This is a genomic window from Flaviflagellibacter deserti (genome assembly GCF_042652085.1).
Lineage (GTDB): Bacteria > Pseudomonadota > Alphaproteobacteria > Rhizobiales > Methylopilaceae > Flaviflagellibacter > Flaviflagellibacter deserti.
Genome location: NZ_JBHSJF010000006.1, coordinates 705,353 through 720,733, shown reverse-complemented (window position 1 = coordinate 720,733; position 15,381 = coordinate 705,353). Strand labels below are relative to the sequence as shown.

The following is a 15,381-nucleotide window of genomic DNA, read 5'->3' as shown; positions in this document are numbered from 1 at the left end:
GGCCGTTAGATAAGTCCTCATTCTCTTAAGCGTATCGGGTGCCGCCATGACTGACAGCTCGGACGAATTCGCGCTCTTCGCCTTTGTGGCCTGCGTTCTCGCCGGCGGCGCTTTCGCGTTCCTGCATTACGCTGTCTGAACGCGCGAGCGGTATCATCATTGAAGTGACTGGACGCCTGGCTTAAGCCTGCGCCATGACACCCGTTCATGTGATCGGCGGCGGCCTCGCCGGCTCCGAAGCCGCTTGGCAGATCGCCGAGGCCGGCGTTCCCGTCGTTCTGCACGAAATGCGTCCGGTGCGCGGCACCGACGCCCACAAGACCGACGGCCTCGCCGAATTGGTCTGCTCGAACTCGTTTCGCTCCGACGACAGCGATGCCAATGCGGTCGGCCTACTCCATTGGGAAATGCGCCGTCTCGGTTCGTTGATCATACGCTCCGCCGACTGCCATCAGGTTCCGGCAGGAGGCGCGCTTGCGGTCGATCGCGACGGCTTTTCGGAGGCGGTAACCATAGCACTCGAAGCCCATCCCCTGATTACCATCGATCGCAAGGAAATCGCGGGCCTTCCTCCCACCGATTGGGACAATGTCATCGTCGCCACCGGCCCGCTGACGTCACCCGCTCTGGCCGAAGCAATCCGCGAGAAGACCGGCCGCGACGCGCTCGCTTTCTTCGACGCCATCGCTCCGATCGTGCATTTCGACTCGATTGACATGGACATCTGCTGGTTCCAGTCACGCTACGACAAGGTCGGGCCGGGCGGCACCGGCGCCGACTACATCAACTGTCCGATGGATAAGGACCAGTACGAGGCCTTCGTCCGCGCGCTGGTTGAAGGCGACAAGGTCGACTTCAAGGACTGGGAAGCGAACACGCCCTATTTCGATGGCTGCCTGCCAATCGAGGTCATGGCCGAGCGCGGTCCGGAAACCTTGCGCCATGGTCCAATGAAGCCCGTCGGCCTGACCAATCCGCACAATCGGGAGGTGAAGCCCTACGCGATCGTGCAACTCCGGCAGGACAACGCGCTCGGCACCCTGTTCAACATGGTCGGCTTCCAGACCAAGCTACGCCACGGCGCCCAGGCTGAGACCTTCCGCATGATCCCCGGCCTAGAGAAAGCGGAGTTCGCGCGTCTCGGCGGCCTGCATCGCAACACCTTCCTCGACAGCCCGCGTCTGCTCGACGGCACGCTCTGCCTGAAAGCCGAGCCGCGCCTGCGCTTCGCCGGCCAGATCACCGGTTGCGAGGGGTACGTCGAAAGCGCATCCGTCGGCTTGATGGCCGGCCGTTTCGCGGCCGCCGAACGGCTCGGCCATGCGATCGAACTGCCGCCTGTGACGACAGCCTTCGGCGCACTGCTCGGCCATATCACCGGCGGCCATATCTCGGTCGAGGACGAGAACACTAAGCGCAGCTTTCAGCCGATGAACGTCAATTTCGGCCTGTTCCCGCCGATTGAGGGTCCTATCCGCGGACCGGAAGGGGAGCGCGTGCGCGGAGCGGCCAAATCGGCCGCCAAGAAGCGTATAATCACGTCGCGGGCGAAGGCCGACCTGGAAACCTGGCTCGGCGGGGCCCGTCAAAGCGCCGCCTGACACACACGCCTCTCCTCGGCTACATGTTCCAGCAGCACGGCCTGCTGCCGTGAAGGATCATCACTGCCAACGTCGAACTGGGTTTGGAGATTCAGGGCCTCACGAACAGGACGGTCTTGCGATGGTCGTTCCAGAACCGTGCGAACAGCTCCTGCGTGTAGATCTCGGTCTGGGCACTCAGTGCACCGAACGGCGTCCATCAGGATGACGTCTGGATCCGAGATCAATGTGCGTGCAAGTGCCGCGTGCACTGCGGTCGGCACCGGGCGTCTGGAACGAGTTCGATCTGATGAGCCCAAGACCACTCAACGGGTCATCCTTGCCGATAGTGGCTGGCTGAAGCTCGATGGCGAGCACATATTCATCCAAGGCGGAACCATTCCTGCCGAAGCGCGACGCGTGCGTAGCGTCGACAAAGGAATGAGGATCAATGACCGACACCGCGACTCTGCTCGAGCTCGATAAGCGCATCGCCGCGATTCGAGACAACATCTCCCTGCTCACTGAACAGGCGACGGCCTTGTCAGGAGCCGGAGACGAAGCCCGTATCGCCGACAGGATCGCCGAACAGGAAGAGCGACTGAGCGAACTGTTGAAGGAGCGAGACGCACTGACAAAATAGGCCTCTGGAGGCGTCGCAGATCATCGTCGATCCACGAGAGCCGCAGTGACCCCCCACGCTGATCGCCGTGTCTGGTCGACCGCCGCGATGCGACGGCGAAGTTCGTTGACGTCGGGTGATCGGCGGCCTGGCTGAACACCCTCGCGATGACACGCCTTCGTCCCGTCATCCGCAACCCGCGTTTGCCGCAAGGGCGCTCGATCGCTTCGACTTTACGCTGCATGTTTTTGCGTCGCTGCTAAAACATCCCGGGGCCCGTCAACCGGACGTTAACCGTTGCGGAACACATAAGGAACGAGTAGTTTCTTGTTCCTGATTTGTTTCGGCGATTCCTGCCGATCGCGAGGCCGATAATGTTGACGCGTAAGCAGCATGAGCTCCTCCGCTACATTCACGAACGGCTGAAGGAATCCGGTGTCCCGCCATCTTTCGACGAAATGAAGGAAGCGCTGAACCTCCGGTCGAAATCAGGCATCCATCGGCTCATCACGGCTTTGGAGGAGCGTGGCTTCATCCGCCGCCTGCCGAACCGTGCGCGCGCCCTCGAAGTGATCCGCCTTCCGGAGTCGGTCGCGCCGAACATGCGCCCTGCTCCGGGCAAATTCTCGCCCGGCGTCATTGAGGGCGGTCTCGGCAAACCGCGACCGCGTGCGGTCGAAACAGATGAGGAAGATACCTCATCCTCTCCGGTTTCAGTGCCCGTGATGGGCCGCATCGCCGCCGGCGTGCCGATCGAGGCCATCCAGACCCGCAGCCACACCGTGACTGTGCCGCCGGAAATGCTGTCCTCGGGCGAGCACTATGCGCTCGAAGTGCGCGGCGACTCGATGATCGATGCCGGCATTCTCGAAGGCGATCTGGTCATCATCCGTAAATCCGATACGGCGAATACCGGCGACATCGTCATCGCGCTCGTTGACGGCGAGGAAGCGACCTTGAAGCGGCTGCGCAAGCGCGGCGCCTCTATCGCCCTCGAAGCGGCTAACCCGGCTTACGAAACCCGCATCTTCGGACCGGATCGCGTCAACGTTCAGGGCCGCCTCGTCGGCCTGATCCGCCGCTACTGATCAGGCCCCTCGCCGATCGTATCCGCCATGATCGCGCCTCGCTGCCCTATCGGGCGCGGTGCGCCGGTCGTGCTGTCCGTCACGGTCTGGTGCTCCGTTTCGGCGCTGATCTCGGCGCCCGTTAGGACGATCGCCGTCGATATCCAGATCCAGGTCATGAAGCCGATCGCCGCCCCTAGGGAGCCGTAGGTTCTATCGTAAGAACCGAAGTTCGCTACATACCAGGAAAATAGCAGGGACGCTGCGATCCAGAGCATCGACGCCGTGATGCTGCCGACCGTCAGCCAGCGCCATTTCGCATCGGACCGGCTTGGTCCGTATCGGTAAAGAACCGAAAGCGCGAATGTCGCGATCAACAGCATCACCGGCCAGCGTAGCGCTGCGAATAGAGCCTGGGTCGCGTTCTGAAGGCCTAGATATTCCAGCGCGATCGGCACGACCGCAATGGACGTCACACCGAGCACCAGAAACAGGATCGCACCGAGGGTGAAGCTTAGTGACAAGGCGTTCAGAGCGAAGAAACCTCGTTTCTCGGTTTCGTCATAAATAACGTTCAGAGCATCAAATATTGCCTTCATGCCTGCATTGGCGCTCCAGAGCGCGGCCGCGAGGCTGATCGCGAAGGCAAAACCGAGTTTGCCCTCCCCCTGTGATGTCAGCCGCGCCAGTTGATCGCCAATGATGGAGATGCCACCAGCCGGTATGATCCCGGACATCGCATTCACATGCTCGGCAAGTGTCGCGCGATCTGCCACTAGTCCGTAGACCGAGACGAAGGCGGCGATCGCCGGGAAGATGGCCAACAGTGCATAGAACGTCACGCCGGCAGCGACGGCGAGCAGGCGATCGTTAGACATCTCGGCGAAGATCCGCTTGGCGATATCCCACCAGCCGCGAGCGGGAATTTCGACCGGCGAATGCGCCTGACGCCCGTGGGGGTCATCGGACGGATTCATCTCGCCGCCGGATGTTGCCTGCACCCGATCCCGGTGTCGCCGCCCGGCCCGGTTCTCCCAAACGCCGAGCCCGATCAAAGTCGCACCGACGCCTATGGCCAAGGCCCTCGCCAAAGTCCGGCCAGATGTCGTTCTGTGTTCGGCAGTCGAGTCTGCCATCCTGGTGTTCCAGCATTGAAGCCATCTGGAAACGCCCAACGTACACTTTCGTTGCCTCAGCCACCTTCCAGGACGCGCTGGATGGCCTTTGCCGCGACGACCCCGTCCGCCATGGCGGTAACGACGCTCGGATGTGCTCGCCGGGTCATCTCGCCGATCGCATAGACCCCTGAAATGCTGGTCTCGCACGTTTCCGGATGGGTTTTCACATAGCCCTGCTCATCGAGCTCCGGTGAAAGCCCCGGAAGCGGCGTCGGCTCCCAACCGTACATGACGAGGATGAGGTCGTAGGGAGAACCGTCGACGGTCGCCTTGTCCTCGTCGACCTCGTATGGACCGATCCGCACACCCGCCTCTGGCACCCGCTCGCGAAAGAAGCGACCGGCGCGCGCGGGCGAGCGCGCATAGATGTGGACCGTGTCGGCACCACGCGACCGGACGAAATCGTAGTTCTCGAACGCATTGTCGCCGCTGCCGAGTATGGCGACTGTCTTGCCAGCAAAATCAGCATCATGGACATGCCGTCCCGGCCCAAAGAGCAGCTTCGGCGCGGACCCCAGCCCGCCGGAACGCGGCCGTACGCCGGTCGCGAGCACGACCAATCGTGACGTTTCAGTCCTCAGCTTTCCGGTATGCATCTCGAATGTCGTCGAGAAGCTCCTGCCGCCGGCTTCGACGTTGGTCACCCGGCAGCCGAGCATCAAGGGCACGCCGATGGCAGCGAGTGACAGTCCCATCTGCTCGGCAAGGTCCGGGCCGGTCACGCCCGGCTGGGTCGCGATCCAACCGTTGACGAAGGGGCTGTCGTTGAGAAGGCCGCCGACATTCGGTCGCGCATCGACAACGGCGACGTCAAAACCCAATTTGGCCAACCACACCGCACAGGATGCGCCTGCGGGGCCCCCGCCAATGATCAGCGCATCCATCTGTGTCAGCCGCCCGTCCGCTTTGCCCGGACGAACGCTTGCTTGAAGCGCCTCGGCTTTTCAAGCCGAGGTCGCATTTCACGCTGCTTTCTTCTTGGCCCTGGTCTTCTTCGGCTTGAAGCTCGTCAGCAATTCCAGATCGATCTGCCGCTCGGCCTCGAGCCAGTGGTCCCAGTCGGCGCCATGCGGAAAGCCCATGCTCTCCCAAAGCGCGTAAGCCCGCTCCTGGATTTTCGCATCACGGTTTAGCATCGGAAGAATCTCCTCTTCGAAGCCCGCTGAGTGTCGACGCGGACACGATTCCCGTCAAAGCTGTATCCGCACGAGATCGACGCTAGGAGCGATTGGTTAACGATGTGTTGCGTGAACACCGCAAAGCCGACGACAGAAGATCGAGATTTTGAGGAAGATGTCTTGGTGAGCCGGGAGGGGATCGAACCCTCGACCACATGATTAAAAGTCACGTGCTCTACCGCTGAGCTACCGGCCCCCGCGACGCGGCGGAACCTATGGGGCTCAGCCCGTGGGGTCAAGAAGCGTAAGCAGTTATGCCGCTTCGCGCTCCCGCGCCCAACCAGCACGGGCCTCGGCCGCATAATCCGCGAACCGCCCTTCGCGGATCGCCGTCCGCGCGCCGGCCATCAGCGATTGGTAATAGGCCAGGTTCGCCCAGGTAATCAGCGTCATCGCCAGCAGTTCGCCGGAACGAACGAGGTGATGGAGGTAAGCGCGCGAATAGTCCCGCGCCGCCGGGCAGTTGCTCTCCGGATCAAGCGGTGTCGGATCGTTCGCATGCCGGGCGTTCTTCAGGTTGATGCGGCCGAAACGCGTATAGGCGAGGCCGTGCCTCCCTGCCCGCGTCGGCATCACGCAGTCGAACATGTCGATGCCGCGCTCGATGCTGAGCAAAAGATCGTCCGGCGTGCCGACGCCCATGAGGTAGCGCGGCCTGTTCGATGGCAGCTCTGGCACCGTCACGTCGAGCATCCGCGCCATGACCTCCTGCGGTTCGCCGACCGCAAGGCCGCCGATTGCATAGCCCGGAAAATCCATCTTCACGAGCGCGCGCGCCGATTCCACGCGGAGATCGGCGATGTCTCCGCCCTGCACGATCGCAAACACCGCCTGGCCCGGACCTCCCTGAAACGCGGCCTTCGACCGTTCGGCCCATCGGAGCGAAAGCCGCATCGCACGGTCGATCTCGTCGCGGCCGTTCGGCAGGTCGACGCATTCGTCGAACTGCATCTGGATGTCGGAGCCGAGCAGCGCCTGGATTTCCATGCTGCGCTCGGGCGTCAGCACATGCTTCGAGCCATCGATATGCGACTGGAAGGTCACGCCGTGCTCGGTGACCTTCCGGAGCTTGGCCAGCGACATCACCTGGAAGCCGCCGCTATCCGTCAGTATCGTGTGCGGCCAGTTCGAGAATTTGTGGAGCCCCCCAAGTTCCGCGACCCGCTCCGCGCCAGGGCGCAGCATCAGGTGATAGGTGTTGCCGAGAACGACGTCGGTGCCCGTCTCCCGAACATCGCGCATCTGCATCGCCTTAACGGTCGCCGCCGTGCCGACTGCCATGAAGGCAGGCGTCGCGACGTCGCCATGGGCGGTGCGGATCGTGCCGGTGCGCGCGGCACCGTCGGTCGCGTGGACGGTGAAAGAAAACGGTTCGGTCATCGGGTCTCGGGGAACAGGAGGCTGGTGTCGCCGTAGGAGTAGAACCGGTAGCCGGTTTCGATTGCGTGGCGATAGGCCTTCAACATGCGTTCGCGGCCGGAAAATGCCGAGACCAACATGAACAAAGTCGATTTCGGCAGATGGAAGTTGGTCATCAACGCATCGACCGCACGGAAACGATGGCCCGGCGTGATGAAGATGTCGGTATCGCCGGTCCAGGCCCTGATTTCTCCCGTCGCAGCGGCTGAGGTTTCAAGCAGGCGAAGCGCCGTGGTGCCGACGGCAATCACGCGGCCGGCATTGCGCCGAACCGCGTTCAGCGCGTCCGCGGTCTCGGCGGAGATCGTGCCCCACTCCGAATGCATATGGTGGTCGGCCGTGTCTTCGGCCTTCATCGGCAGGAACGTACCCGCCCCGACATGAAGGGTCAGCGTGTGGAGCGCCACTCCTCGCTCTCGCAGACGGGCAAGCATGGCATCAGTGAAATGCAGGCCGGCGGTTGGCGCGGCGACGGCGCCCTCCTGCACTGCGAAACGGGTTTGATAGTCGGTGCGGTCGCGATCATCGGCGGGGCGCTTGCCAGCGATGTAAGGCGGGAGAGGCATCGCTCCGGTCAGCGCGATCGCTTGGTCCAGCGCGGCGCCCGACAGATCGAACGCCAAGGCGACCTCACCGCCTTCGTGCTTTTCGAGCACGCGGGCTGTGAGTTCGCCGAGCATGCAGGTTTCGCCTCCCGTACCGAACCGGACCTGATCGCCTGGTTCCAGCTTGCGGGCGGGCTTTGCGAAGGCGAGCCAGGTCTGGGCGTCCAGCCGCTTGTGAAGCGTAGCCTCGATCTTCGGCTCGGTTTCGCCGCGACCCTTGCGCTGCCCGAACAACTGGGCGGGAATCACTCTCGTATCGTTGACGATCAGAGCGTCGCCGGGCTGCAGAACGCTCGGCAGGTCGCCGACCATGCGGTCTTCGAATTCGGGTTTCTCGTCGGGGCGGACGACGAGCAGGCGCGCGCTCTCACGCGGCTCCGCCGGGCGGAGCGCGATTCTCTCTTCCGGCAGGTCGAAGTCGAACAGCGAAACGTGCATGAAAGAGGTGATGACGGCCGGGCAGCCCGGCCGTCAAGCAGATCGGCCCTTAGATATCGGCCTTGATCTTCGCGGACACGATCTTATCCGGGTCCTTCACGGGCTCTCCGCGCTTGATCTGGTCGACGTTCTCCATGCCCGAGACGACTTCGCCCCAGACCGTGTATTGACCGTCGAGGAAGCTCGCATCCTCGAAGCAGATGAAGAACTGGCTGTCGGCCGAGTCCGGGCTCTGCGCGCGGGCCATGGAGGTCGTGCCGCGCTTGTGCTTGCCGGCGTTGAACTCCGCCTTCAGCTTCTGGCCCGAACCGCCCATACCGGTGCCGGTCGGATCGCCGGTCTGCGCCATGAAGCCGTCAATCACGCGATGGAAGACGATGCCGTCGTAGAAGCCCTGACGGGTCAGTTCCTTGATACGAGCGACATGGTTCGGGGCAAGGTCGGGACGCAGCGCGATCTCGACGGGTCCCTTTGTCGTCTCAAGGACGAGCGTGTCTTCTGCTTCGGCCATCGTACTCTCTCCTGTCTCTTGTTACTTCGCGGTCGCCTTCACGATCCGGTCTGGATTCTGGACCGGCTCTCCGCGCTTGAGCTTGTCGACGTTCTCCATGCCCGAAACGACCTCGCCGACGACGGTGTACTGGCCGTTGAGGAACGAGGCGTCGCCGAAGCAGATGAAGAACTGGCTGTTGGCGCTGTTCGGGCTCGACGATCGGGCCATACCGACCGTGCCGCGAACGAACGGTGTCTTGGTGAACTCCGCTTTCAGGTCCGGATAGCTCGATTTGCCGGTACCGGTACCGGTCGGATCGCCGGTCTGCGCCATGAAGCCTTCGATCACCCGGTGGAACGGCACATTGTTGTAGAAGCCGTCCTTCGCAAGCTGCGCAAGGCGCTTGGCATGTTCGGGCGCGAGATCGGAGCGAAGACGGATGACGACCGGGCCCTTCGTGGTCTCGAGCGTCAGGGTCGGAGAAGCCGTTGCCGGAGCCGCTGTCTGGGCGGCGGCAGGCGCGATGACGCTCAGCGCAAGCGCGAGCGCAGCAAGAATTCTGATCAAACGATGACTCCCTTGTCGCCCGTTCCGAAGCGGGCTGCCAATTTTTCCGCGACCGCGGCCGGGACGAAGCCGGTCACATCTCCGCCCATTGCGGCGATCTGACGGACAAGCGTGGCGGTGATGGGGCGAACATTCGGCGAAGCCGGCAGGAAGACCGTCTGCAGGTCGGGCGCCAGCCGCTCATTCATCCCGGCCATCTGCATCTCATAGTCGAGATCGGTGCCGTCACGGAGGCCACGGACGAGCACCGTGGACTTGGCGCGGCGGGCGGCGAAAATCACGAGGTCGGAAAACGTCGCGACTTTCAGCGTGCAGTTCTCCTCGCTGGCTATCGGCCCGCAGACAGTCTTGATCAGCGATAGCCGCTCCTGCTCCGAGAACATCGGTTGCTTGCCTGGATTGACCCCGATCCCGATCGTCAATTCGTCGAATAGCCGGCATGCCTGCCGGACAACATCAAGATGACCGTTCGTGATCGGATCGAAGGATCCGGCATAGAAGGCGGCGGGAGTCATGGGGCGGGGCTTATCCTGAAGTTACAGGTTCGGGCAAGCTTCGGATCACATCATCGTGTTACCAGAATGCTCGCATTTGAAACACTCTGGGAAACAATTTGGACATCGACGGGTTGTATAGTCCAAACAGTTGACATGGAGCGAACCAAATGCTGCGCGGTTTCGCGACGACTTTAGCGGTTGTTTCGGCAGTTACGCTGGTGGCTTGGGCCTATACGGACCAGGCTCGCATGGCGCGCGCCACGACCGCAGCCGAGATGACCCCGGTAACTTCGTCCGCCACCACCAATTCCAATCTCGCCGCCAAGGGTGACCGGCTTTCCGTCGGCGTCCGTCTCAGTGGTGTGGCGAGCGCGGACGGCGCGATGGACCGGATCATGGAAGCACATGCACGCGCCATGGCAGAAAACGCGAGCGACCGGTTCATGACCGTCTCTGTCCCCAGCGGTCATGATGAAACCACGCTCGTGAGGGTTCCTGTCCGGGACTAGACCCCCTCCCCGCTCGAACCCAATAAGGCGCCCCACTGGGGCGCCTTATTCGTTTTCGGCGCCCTCTTCCTCGTCCTCTTCTTCGCTGATCCGCTCGACTGACACGACCTTCTCGTCATCAGCCGTATTGAAGACGGTGACGCCCTTGGTGCCGCGCGCAGTGATGCGGATCCCGTCGACAGGCACGCGGATCGTCTGACCACCATCGGTGATCAGCATGATCTGGTCCGAATGCTCGACGGGGAACGAGGCGACGAGCTTGCCGTTTCGGGCATTCACGTCCATCGCGACGATGCCTTTGCCGCCCCGGCCGGTGATCCGGTACTCGAAGGACGACGAACGCTTGCCGAAGCCCTTCTCGGACACCGTCAGGATGAACTGCTCGGCCGCGCTCATGCGGGCATAGAGTTCCTGGCTGAGTTCGACCGTGCCGACGACCTCGTCCGCGTCGACCGCCACCTCTTCCGGATCTCCATTAGTGCCGCGCCGCAGCGCGCTGGCCGTCTTGAGATAGGTCGAGCGCTCCTCGGCCGTCGCTTCGATGTGGTGGATGATCGCCATCGAGATGATGGTGTCGTCCTTGTCGAGCCGGATGCCGCGAACGCCGACCGAGTCACGACCCTTGAAGACGCGGACATCGTCGACCGGGAAGCGGATGCAATTGCCGCCGGCCGTCGTCAGCAGCACGTCGTCCTGCGGACCGCAAAGCGCGACGTCGGCGATGTGCTCGCCTTCTTCGAGCTTCATCGCGATCTTGCCGTTGCGGTTGACGGTGAGGAAGTCGGCGAGCGCGTTGCGACGGACGGTGCCGCCTGTCGTCGCGAACATGATCTCGTTCCTCTCCCAGGATGCCATGTCCTCGGGAAGCGCGATGATTGAGGTGATGCGCTCATCGGCGTCGAGCGGAAGCAGATTGACGAATGCCTTGCCTCGCGCCTGTGGGGCCGCCAGCGGCAGGCGCCACACCTTCATCTTGTAGACCTGACCGGCCGACGAGAAGAACAGCACCTCGGCATGGGTCGAGGCGACGAACAGGTTCGTGACGAAATCCTCGTCCTTCGTCGTCATGCCCGAGCGGCCCTTGCCGCCGCGGCGCTGTGCTCGATAGGTCGTGAGCGGCACGCGCTTTACATAGCCGGCATGGCTGACGGTGACGACCATGTCTTCGCGCTGGATGAGGTCCTCGTCCTCCATGTCGCCGTCGGATTCGAGGATCTCGGTCCGGCGCGGCGTTGCGTGGGCGGCACGAACCTCGGCCAGTTCGTTCTGGATGATCGCCAGCACGCGGGCGCGTGAACGGAGGATGTCGAGATAGTCGGCGATCTCCTCGCCGAGCTTGTTCAACTCATCGGCGATCTCGTCACGGCCGAGAGCGGTGAGGCGCTGCAGGCGAAGGTCGAGGATCGCGCGGGCCTGCTCGGCGGAGAGCCGGTAGGTCTGCTGCTCCGAAACCCGGTGGCGCGGATCGTCGATCAGCGCCACGAGCGGCGCGACATCGCCAGCCGGCCAATCGCGCGCCATCAGCTGTTCGCGCGCCGTCGCCGGGTCCGGCGCGGTACGGATCAGGCGGATGACCTCGTCGATGTTCGCGACCGCGATCGCGAGGCCCACCAAGACATGCGCGCGGTCGCGCGCCTTGCCGAGGCGGAATCGCGTGCGGCGGGTGACAACCTCTTCGCGGAAGGCGATGAACGCCGTCAGCATGTCCTTGAGATTCATCGTCTCCGGACGGCCGCCGTTCAGCGCCACCATGTTCGCGCCGAAGCTCGATTGCAGCGGCGTGTAGCGGTAGAGCTGGTTCAGGACTACGTCGCCGACGGCGTCCCTCTTCAGCTCGACGACGATACGCATGCCGGAACGGTCGGACTCATCACGAAGCTCCGAGATGCCCTCGATCCGCTTTTCCTTCACGAGTTCGGCGATTTTCTCGACGAGCAGCGCCTTGTTCACCTGATACGGGATCTCGGTGATGATGATCGCTTCGCGGTCCTTGCGCAGCTCCTCGACCGTCGCGCGGCCGCGCATAATGATCGAGCCGCGACCGGTCGCGTAAGCCGAGCGGATGCCGCTGCGGCCGAGGATCAGGCCGGCGGTCGGGAAATCCGGGCCGGGCACGATCTCGTTCAACGCCTCGACATCGAGATCCGGGTTCTCGATCAGTGCCAGAACGGCATCGATGAGCTCGCCGAGATTATGAGGCGGGATGTTCGTCGCCATGCCGACGGCGATTCCGCCCGCGCCATTGGCGAGCAGGTTCGGGAAGCGCGCCGGAAGGACCTTCGGCTCGTGCTCCGAATTGTCGTAGTTGTCCTGGAAATCGACCGTGTCTTCGTCGATGTCCGAGAGCAGCGCCAATGCCGGCCGTGCCAGCCGAACCTCGGTGTAGCGCATGGCCGCCGGCGGATCGCCGTCGACCGAGCCGAAATTGCCCTGGCCGTCCACGAGCATCAGGCGCAACGAGAATTCCTGCGCCATGCGTACCAGCGCGTCATAGACCGACTGGTCGCCATGCGGGTGATACTTACCGATCACGTCGCCGACAACGCGCGCCGACTTACGATAGGCTTTGTCCGGCGTGTAGCCATTCTCGTTCATCGAGAACAGGATGCGGCGGTGGACCGGCTTCAGTCCGTCGCGGACATCCGGCAACGCGCGGCTCACGATCACGCTCATCGCGTAATCGAGATAGGACCGCTTCATCTCGTCGGAGATCGAGATCGGCTTGATGTCGAATGAAGGACCGCCACCCGGCGGATTGTCGTTCTCGGGCACTCTGAATCTGCTCTCGTGGGATCACCTATGGTTTAGGCGATTCCGGCATGGATACCAAGCTTTGTGGCTCTTGGCGTTCAGGTGTGGATGGGTCGGCGGAAGACGAAGCGCGCAATGCGCTCATCAAGCTGAGTGTCGGCGGTGACGGTGCCGTCATTCTCAGCTGTTTCGGCCTGGACGACGGTCAGCGGAAAGACGCCCGCGAATCGAGCCGCACGTTCGCTAAGAGCGACGTCAATCGCTCGCAACTGCTCCAGAGCCTGCTCGCCGTTCTTGAACATACGCCTGTCTCATGGTGCGGGCGCGTGTCAGAACGGCACGCGCCCGCTATTCGCCATCCTAGGCTGCAATCGCCATGCCGCTTAGACGCACGGCCGCATCTGGCCGCTGAAGCTCTTGTACATGCCGGTCGCGGCATCGAAGCTTTTATACTTCGCGGCACAGGCTGCGTTCCATTCGGCAGAGCCCTGAGCCGGACTTCCTTCCGCGCTCGCAGGCGCCGCGGGCGCCGGTGCCGGTATGGCCGCCGAGGCCCGTCCCACCAAAATGTCAGGACATTTCAGCGAGCGTGCCGTGTCGTCATACCGGCAATCGAGGTGATTGAGCGAGACTTCCTGAGCACCGGCTGTCCCTCCGGCACACAGAGCTAGTCCCACCATTGTCGCGTAGATATGGAGACGCATGACCCCACTCCCATCCCGTTAACGATTGTTAACTAGCCCGATGGGATGTGGCCATTTCATGGACGGTTTCGTCCGATTTTGAGACGTTCGGCGAAGGATTGTCGCGGGCCGAAGAGATCAGAAGTGGTAGTTTATGCCCACTTTTCCGACGTGATATTGGTGCTCGACGACCGAGCTGCCGAAGCCCACAGGTAACACGCCATTCGGATCCTGGATTGCTTCGTCATCCCCAAGATCGACGAACAGGTATTCCCCCTTCACCGACCATTTGTCGTAGAAAGCCCATTCGAAACCGGCGCCGGCGGTCCATCCCTTGCGGCTACCGGTTGTTTCTTCCTCGGCTCCGCCGGAGAGGAAACGATCATCGGTTTCCGCAGCCGCGAAACCGCCTGTGGCATAGATCAGAAGATTGTTCCAAGCGTAGCCGGCACGAAGGCGGAATGTCGCGAGCCAATCGATATTCGACTCATATTCGCCAACGGCTAACGTTTCTGACGTGTCCCCGTCGGTGAAGCTGATATCGATCTCGCCGCCGACGACGAACTGGCCGAACTGGTGGTTATAGCCAAACTCGACCCCGCCCAGAGCAAAGTTGAGATCATACTCGGCGTCGTAAGGAGCGGTATCGGCATCGGCCGTGATCTCACCCGCCGCATAGCCGCCGAAGCCGCCGAAATAGGCGCCGGTCCAGTTCACGAACTCGGAGGTGGTAGCCATAGGGTAATCCGCGGCACTGGCGGCACCACCCCAAACCAGTATGGCGGCGGCTCCAACGATTCTCATCAGCGGCTTCATGAGACACCCCACGCTTCGAGTCGTGACCTTAATCCAGACCGGCGTGGTCGTCTGTGCCTTCGTTGCAACTCAATGGCGAAAATGTGTCAGTTAGGGAACTGTCGCGAACTCCTTCGAGAGAACGACAGCGCAACCAGTATTTTTGGCCGTTTCAGGAAGGCGATCGTCAGCGATTGCAGGCGACCTGTCAGGCCGCGCGTCTCAGCTCCGTCGCGGCTTCATCGCCGCGCTGCTCGCTCGAAGGCGGTTCCGCAGGATTATCTCCGGGGCGCAGAATGAAGGCAATCTCATATATGATCAGCGCAAGCACGCCGAGAAGCACGCCCCACGCCAAAACGACAGCAAGCTCCAGCATCTTTTTCGTTTCCCACCCTCCACCGACAATACAATCACAGGGTGAGACGTCGCAAGTCACTCGCGCTTCGATTTCTCGGGCTCCGCCGGAGCGCAAATAAGCTCAATTGTCCGATGTCGAGAGAAGCTGACGGATTTTTCCGTCCTGTCTGATTTCCAACGCCTTGTTCGAATGCCCCGAACGTGTCATTTCCCTCCGCGTATCAGCGCTTCGGGGCGTAGCGCAGTCTGGTAGCGCATCTGGTTTGGGACCAGAGGGTCGCTGGTTCGAATCCGGCCGCCCCGACCATTTTTTTGGTGTTTCGAGAGATGACCGCTCGCATCTATAAGCCCGCCCGCAACGCCATGCAGTCCGGCACTGGCAAATCCAATCAATGGATGCTCGATTTCGAGCCGGCGACACCGCGCGTGATCGACCCCCTGATGGGCTGGACGTCCTCCGACGACACCCAGAAGCAGGTCCGGATGAGCTTCGACACCAAGGAAGAGGCGATCGCTTACGCCCAGAAAGCCGGCATCCCCTACCAGGTGTATGAGCCGAAGTCCGCACACCGTCAGAAGATCTCTTATTCGGACAATTTCAAATGGGGTCGCGTCGGTCAGTGGACCCACTGACTAGCGGTC

The 15,381-nt window shown here is 62.4% G+C and carries 18 protein-coding genes, 2 tRNA genes and 1 pseudogene; 6 read left to right on the top strand and 15 right to left on the bottom strand.

Annotated elements, in window-relative coordinates; translation table 11 throughout:
- Positions 1–194: 194 nt before the first annotated feature.
- Complete coding sequence (trmFO, locus tag ACFPFW_RS10490) at positions 195–1,601, top strand: methylenetetrahydrofolate--tRNA-(uracil(54)-C(5))-methyltransferase (FADH(2)-oxidizing) TrmFO (protein WP_114955664.1); 1,407 nt, start codon at positions 195–197, stop codon at positions 1,599–1,601.
- Between the two features lie 430 nt (positions 1,602–2,031).
- Entirely contained in the window at positions 2,032–2,223 is a 192-nt protein-coding gene (locus ACFPFW_RS10485) for a hypothetical protein (protein WP_114955665.1), read from the top strand.
- 74 nt (positions 2,224–2,297) lie between these two features.
- Here ACFPFW_RS10485 and ACFPFW_RS10480 read toward each other — a convergent pair.
- Positions 2,298–2,446 (bottom strand): annotated as a pseudogene (locus tag ACFPFW_RS10480) (transcriptional repressor); the annotation flags it as partial.
- A gap of 130 nt (positions 2,447–2,576) precedes the next feature.
- On the opposite strand from ACFPFW_RS10480, the gene lexA reads away from it, so the two are divergent.
- Entirely contained in the window at positions 2,577–3,290 is a 714-nt protein-coding gene (gene lexA, locus ACFPFW_RS10475; protein WP_114955666.1) for a transcriptional repressor LexA, read from the top strand.
- On the opposite strand, the gene ACFPFW_RS10470 is transcribed toward lexA, so the two are convergent.
- From ACFPFW_RS10470 to coaD, 9 genes are all read right to left on the bottom strand, one after another.
- Positions 3,284–4,246, bottom strand: a complete 963-nt coding sequence (locus ACFPFW_RS10470) for a YihY/virulence factor BrkB family protein (RefSeq protein ID WP_379770597.1) — start codon at positions 4,244–4,246, stop codon at positions 3,284–3,286. The two genes, lexA and ACFPFW_RS10470, sit on opposite strands and share 7 nt — an antisense overlap.
- Positions 4,247–4,461: 215 nt before the next feature.
- The gene (locus ACFPFW_RS10465) at positions 4,462–5,331 is read right to left on the bottom strand and encodes an NAD(P)/FAD-dependent oxidoreductase (RefSeq protein WP_114955668.1); all 870 of its coding nucleotides are present in this window, start codon (positions 5,329–5,331) and stop codon (positions 4,462–4,464) included.
- A 78-nt stretch (positions 5,332–5,409) separates the two neighbouring features.
- Positions 5,410–5,583 carry a DUF2934 domain-containing protein gene (locus ACFPFW_RS10460; RefSeq protein ID WP_114955669.1) on the bottom strand — a complete coding sequence of 58 codons (174 nt, stop codon included), beginning with the start codon at positions 5,581–5,583 and terminating at the stop codon, positions 5,410–5,412.
- Between the two features lie 163 nt (positions 5,584–5,746).
- A tRNA-Lys gene (locus ACFPFW_RS10455) sits at positions 5,747–5,821 on the bottom strand.
- A 56-nt stretch (positions 5,822–5,877) separates the two neighbouring features.
- Positions 5,878–7,005, bottom strand: coding sequence for a tRNA guanosine(34) transglycosylase Tgt (tgt, locus tag ACFPFW_RS10450; protein ID WP_114955670.1), 1,128 nt, complete (start codon positions 7,003–7,005; stop codon positions 5,878–5,880).
- Positions 7,002–8,087 (bottom strand): tRNA preQ1(34) S-adenosylmethionine ribosyltransferase-isomerase QueA, encoded by a 1,086-nt coding sequence (gene queA, locus ACFPFW_RS10445; RefSeq protein ID WP_114955671.1) that lies wholly within the window; start codon positions 8,085–8,087, stop codon positions 7,002–7,004. The genes tgt and queA overlap by 4 nt, the downstream gene beginning before the upstream one ends.
- A gap of 49 nt (positions 8,088–8,136) precedes the next feature.
- The gene (locus tag ACFPFW_RS10440; protein ID WP_114955672.1) at positions 8,137–8,598 is read right to left on the bottom strand and encodes a peptidylprolyl isomerase; all 462 of its coding nucleotides are present in this window, start codon (positions 8,596–8,598) and stop codon (positions 8,137–8,139) included.
- A 21-nt stretch (positions 8,599–8,619) separates the two neighbouring features.
- Entirely contained in the window at positions 8,620–9,147 is a 528-nt protein-coding gene (locus tag ACFPFW_RS10435) for a peptidylprolyl isomerase (RefSeq protein ID WP_114955673.1), read from the bottom strand.
- Positions 9,144–9,662, bottom strand: a complete 519-nt coding sequence (gene coaD, locus ACFPFW_RS10430) for a pantetheine-phosphate adenylyltransferase (RefSeq protein WP_114955674.1) — start codon at positions 9,660–9,662, stop codon at positions 9,144–9,146. The genes ACFPFW_RS10435 and coaD overlap by 4 nt, the downstream gene beginning before the upstream one ends.
- A gap of 149 nt (positions 9,663–9,811) precedes the next feature.
- Here coaD and ACFPFW_RS10425 point away from each other — a divergent pair, with 149 nt between their 5' ends.
- Positions 9,812–10,153: a hypothetical protein gene (locus ACFPFW_RS10425; protein WP_114955675.1), complete on the top strand. Its 342-nt coding sequence runs from the start codon at positions 9,812–9,814 to the stop codon at positions 10,151–10,153.
- 45 nt (positions 10,154–10,198) lie between these two features.
- Here the strand turns inward: ACFPFW_RS10425 and gyrA are convergent, their stop codons facing one another.
- From gyrA to ACFPFW_RS10400, 5 genes are all read right to left on the bottom strand, one after another.
- Positions 10,199–12,853, bottom strand: a complete 2,655-nt coding sequence (gene gyrA / locus ACFPFW_RS10420; protein ID WP_114955928.1) for a DNA gyrase subunit A — start codon at positions 12,851–12,853, stop codon at positions 10,199–10,201.
- A gap of 149 nt (positions 12,854–13,002) precedes the next feature.
- Positions 13,003–13,206 (bottom strand): hypothetical protein, encoded by a 204-nt coding sequence (locus tag ACFPFW_RS10415; RefSeq protein WP_114955676.1) that lies wholly within the window; start codon positions 13,204–13,206, stop codon positions 13,003–13,005.
- An 81-nt stretch (positions 13,207–13,287) separates the two neighbouring features.
- Positions 13,288–13,584, bottom strand: coding sequence for a BA14K family protein (locus ACFPFW_RS10410; protein ID WP_379771461.1), 297 nt, complete (start codon positions 13,582–13,584; stop codon positions 13,288–13,290).
- 141 nt (positions 13,585–13,725) lie between these two features.
- Positions 13,726–14,403 carry an outer membrane protein gene (locus tag ACFPFW_RS10405; protein ID WP_114955678.1) on the bottom strand — a complete coding sequence of 226 codons (678 nt, stop codon included), beginning with the start codon at positions 14,401–14,403 and terminating at the stop codon, positions 13,726–13,728.
- Positions 14,404–14,590: 187 nt separating this feature from the next.
- Positions 14,591–14,758: a hypothetical protein gene (locus ACFPFW_RS10400; protein WP_162799583.1), complete on the bottom strand. Its 168-nt coding sequence runs from the start codon at positions 14,756–14,758 to the stop codon at positions 14,591–14,593.
- 211 nt (positions 14,759–14,969) lie between these two features.
- Between ACFPFW_RS10400 and ACFPFW_RS10395 the strand changes: the two genes are divergently transcribed.
- Together ACFPFW_RS10395 and ACFPFW_RS10390 are read left to right on the top strand one after the other, a co-directional pair.
- Positions 14,970–15,046: transfer RNA gene (locus ACFPFW_RS10395), tRNA-Pro, on the top strand.
- A gap of 20 nt (positions 15,047–15,066) precedes the next feature.
- Complete coding sequence (locus ACFPFW_RS10390) at positions 15,067–15,372, top strand: ETC complex I subunit (protein WP_114955679.1); 306 nt, start codon at positions 15,067–15,069, stop codon at positions 15,370–15,372.
- Positions 15,373–15,381 lie beyond the last annotated feature (9 nt).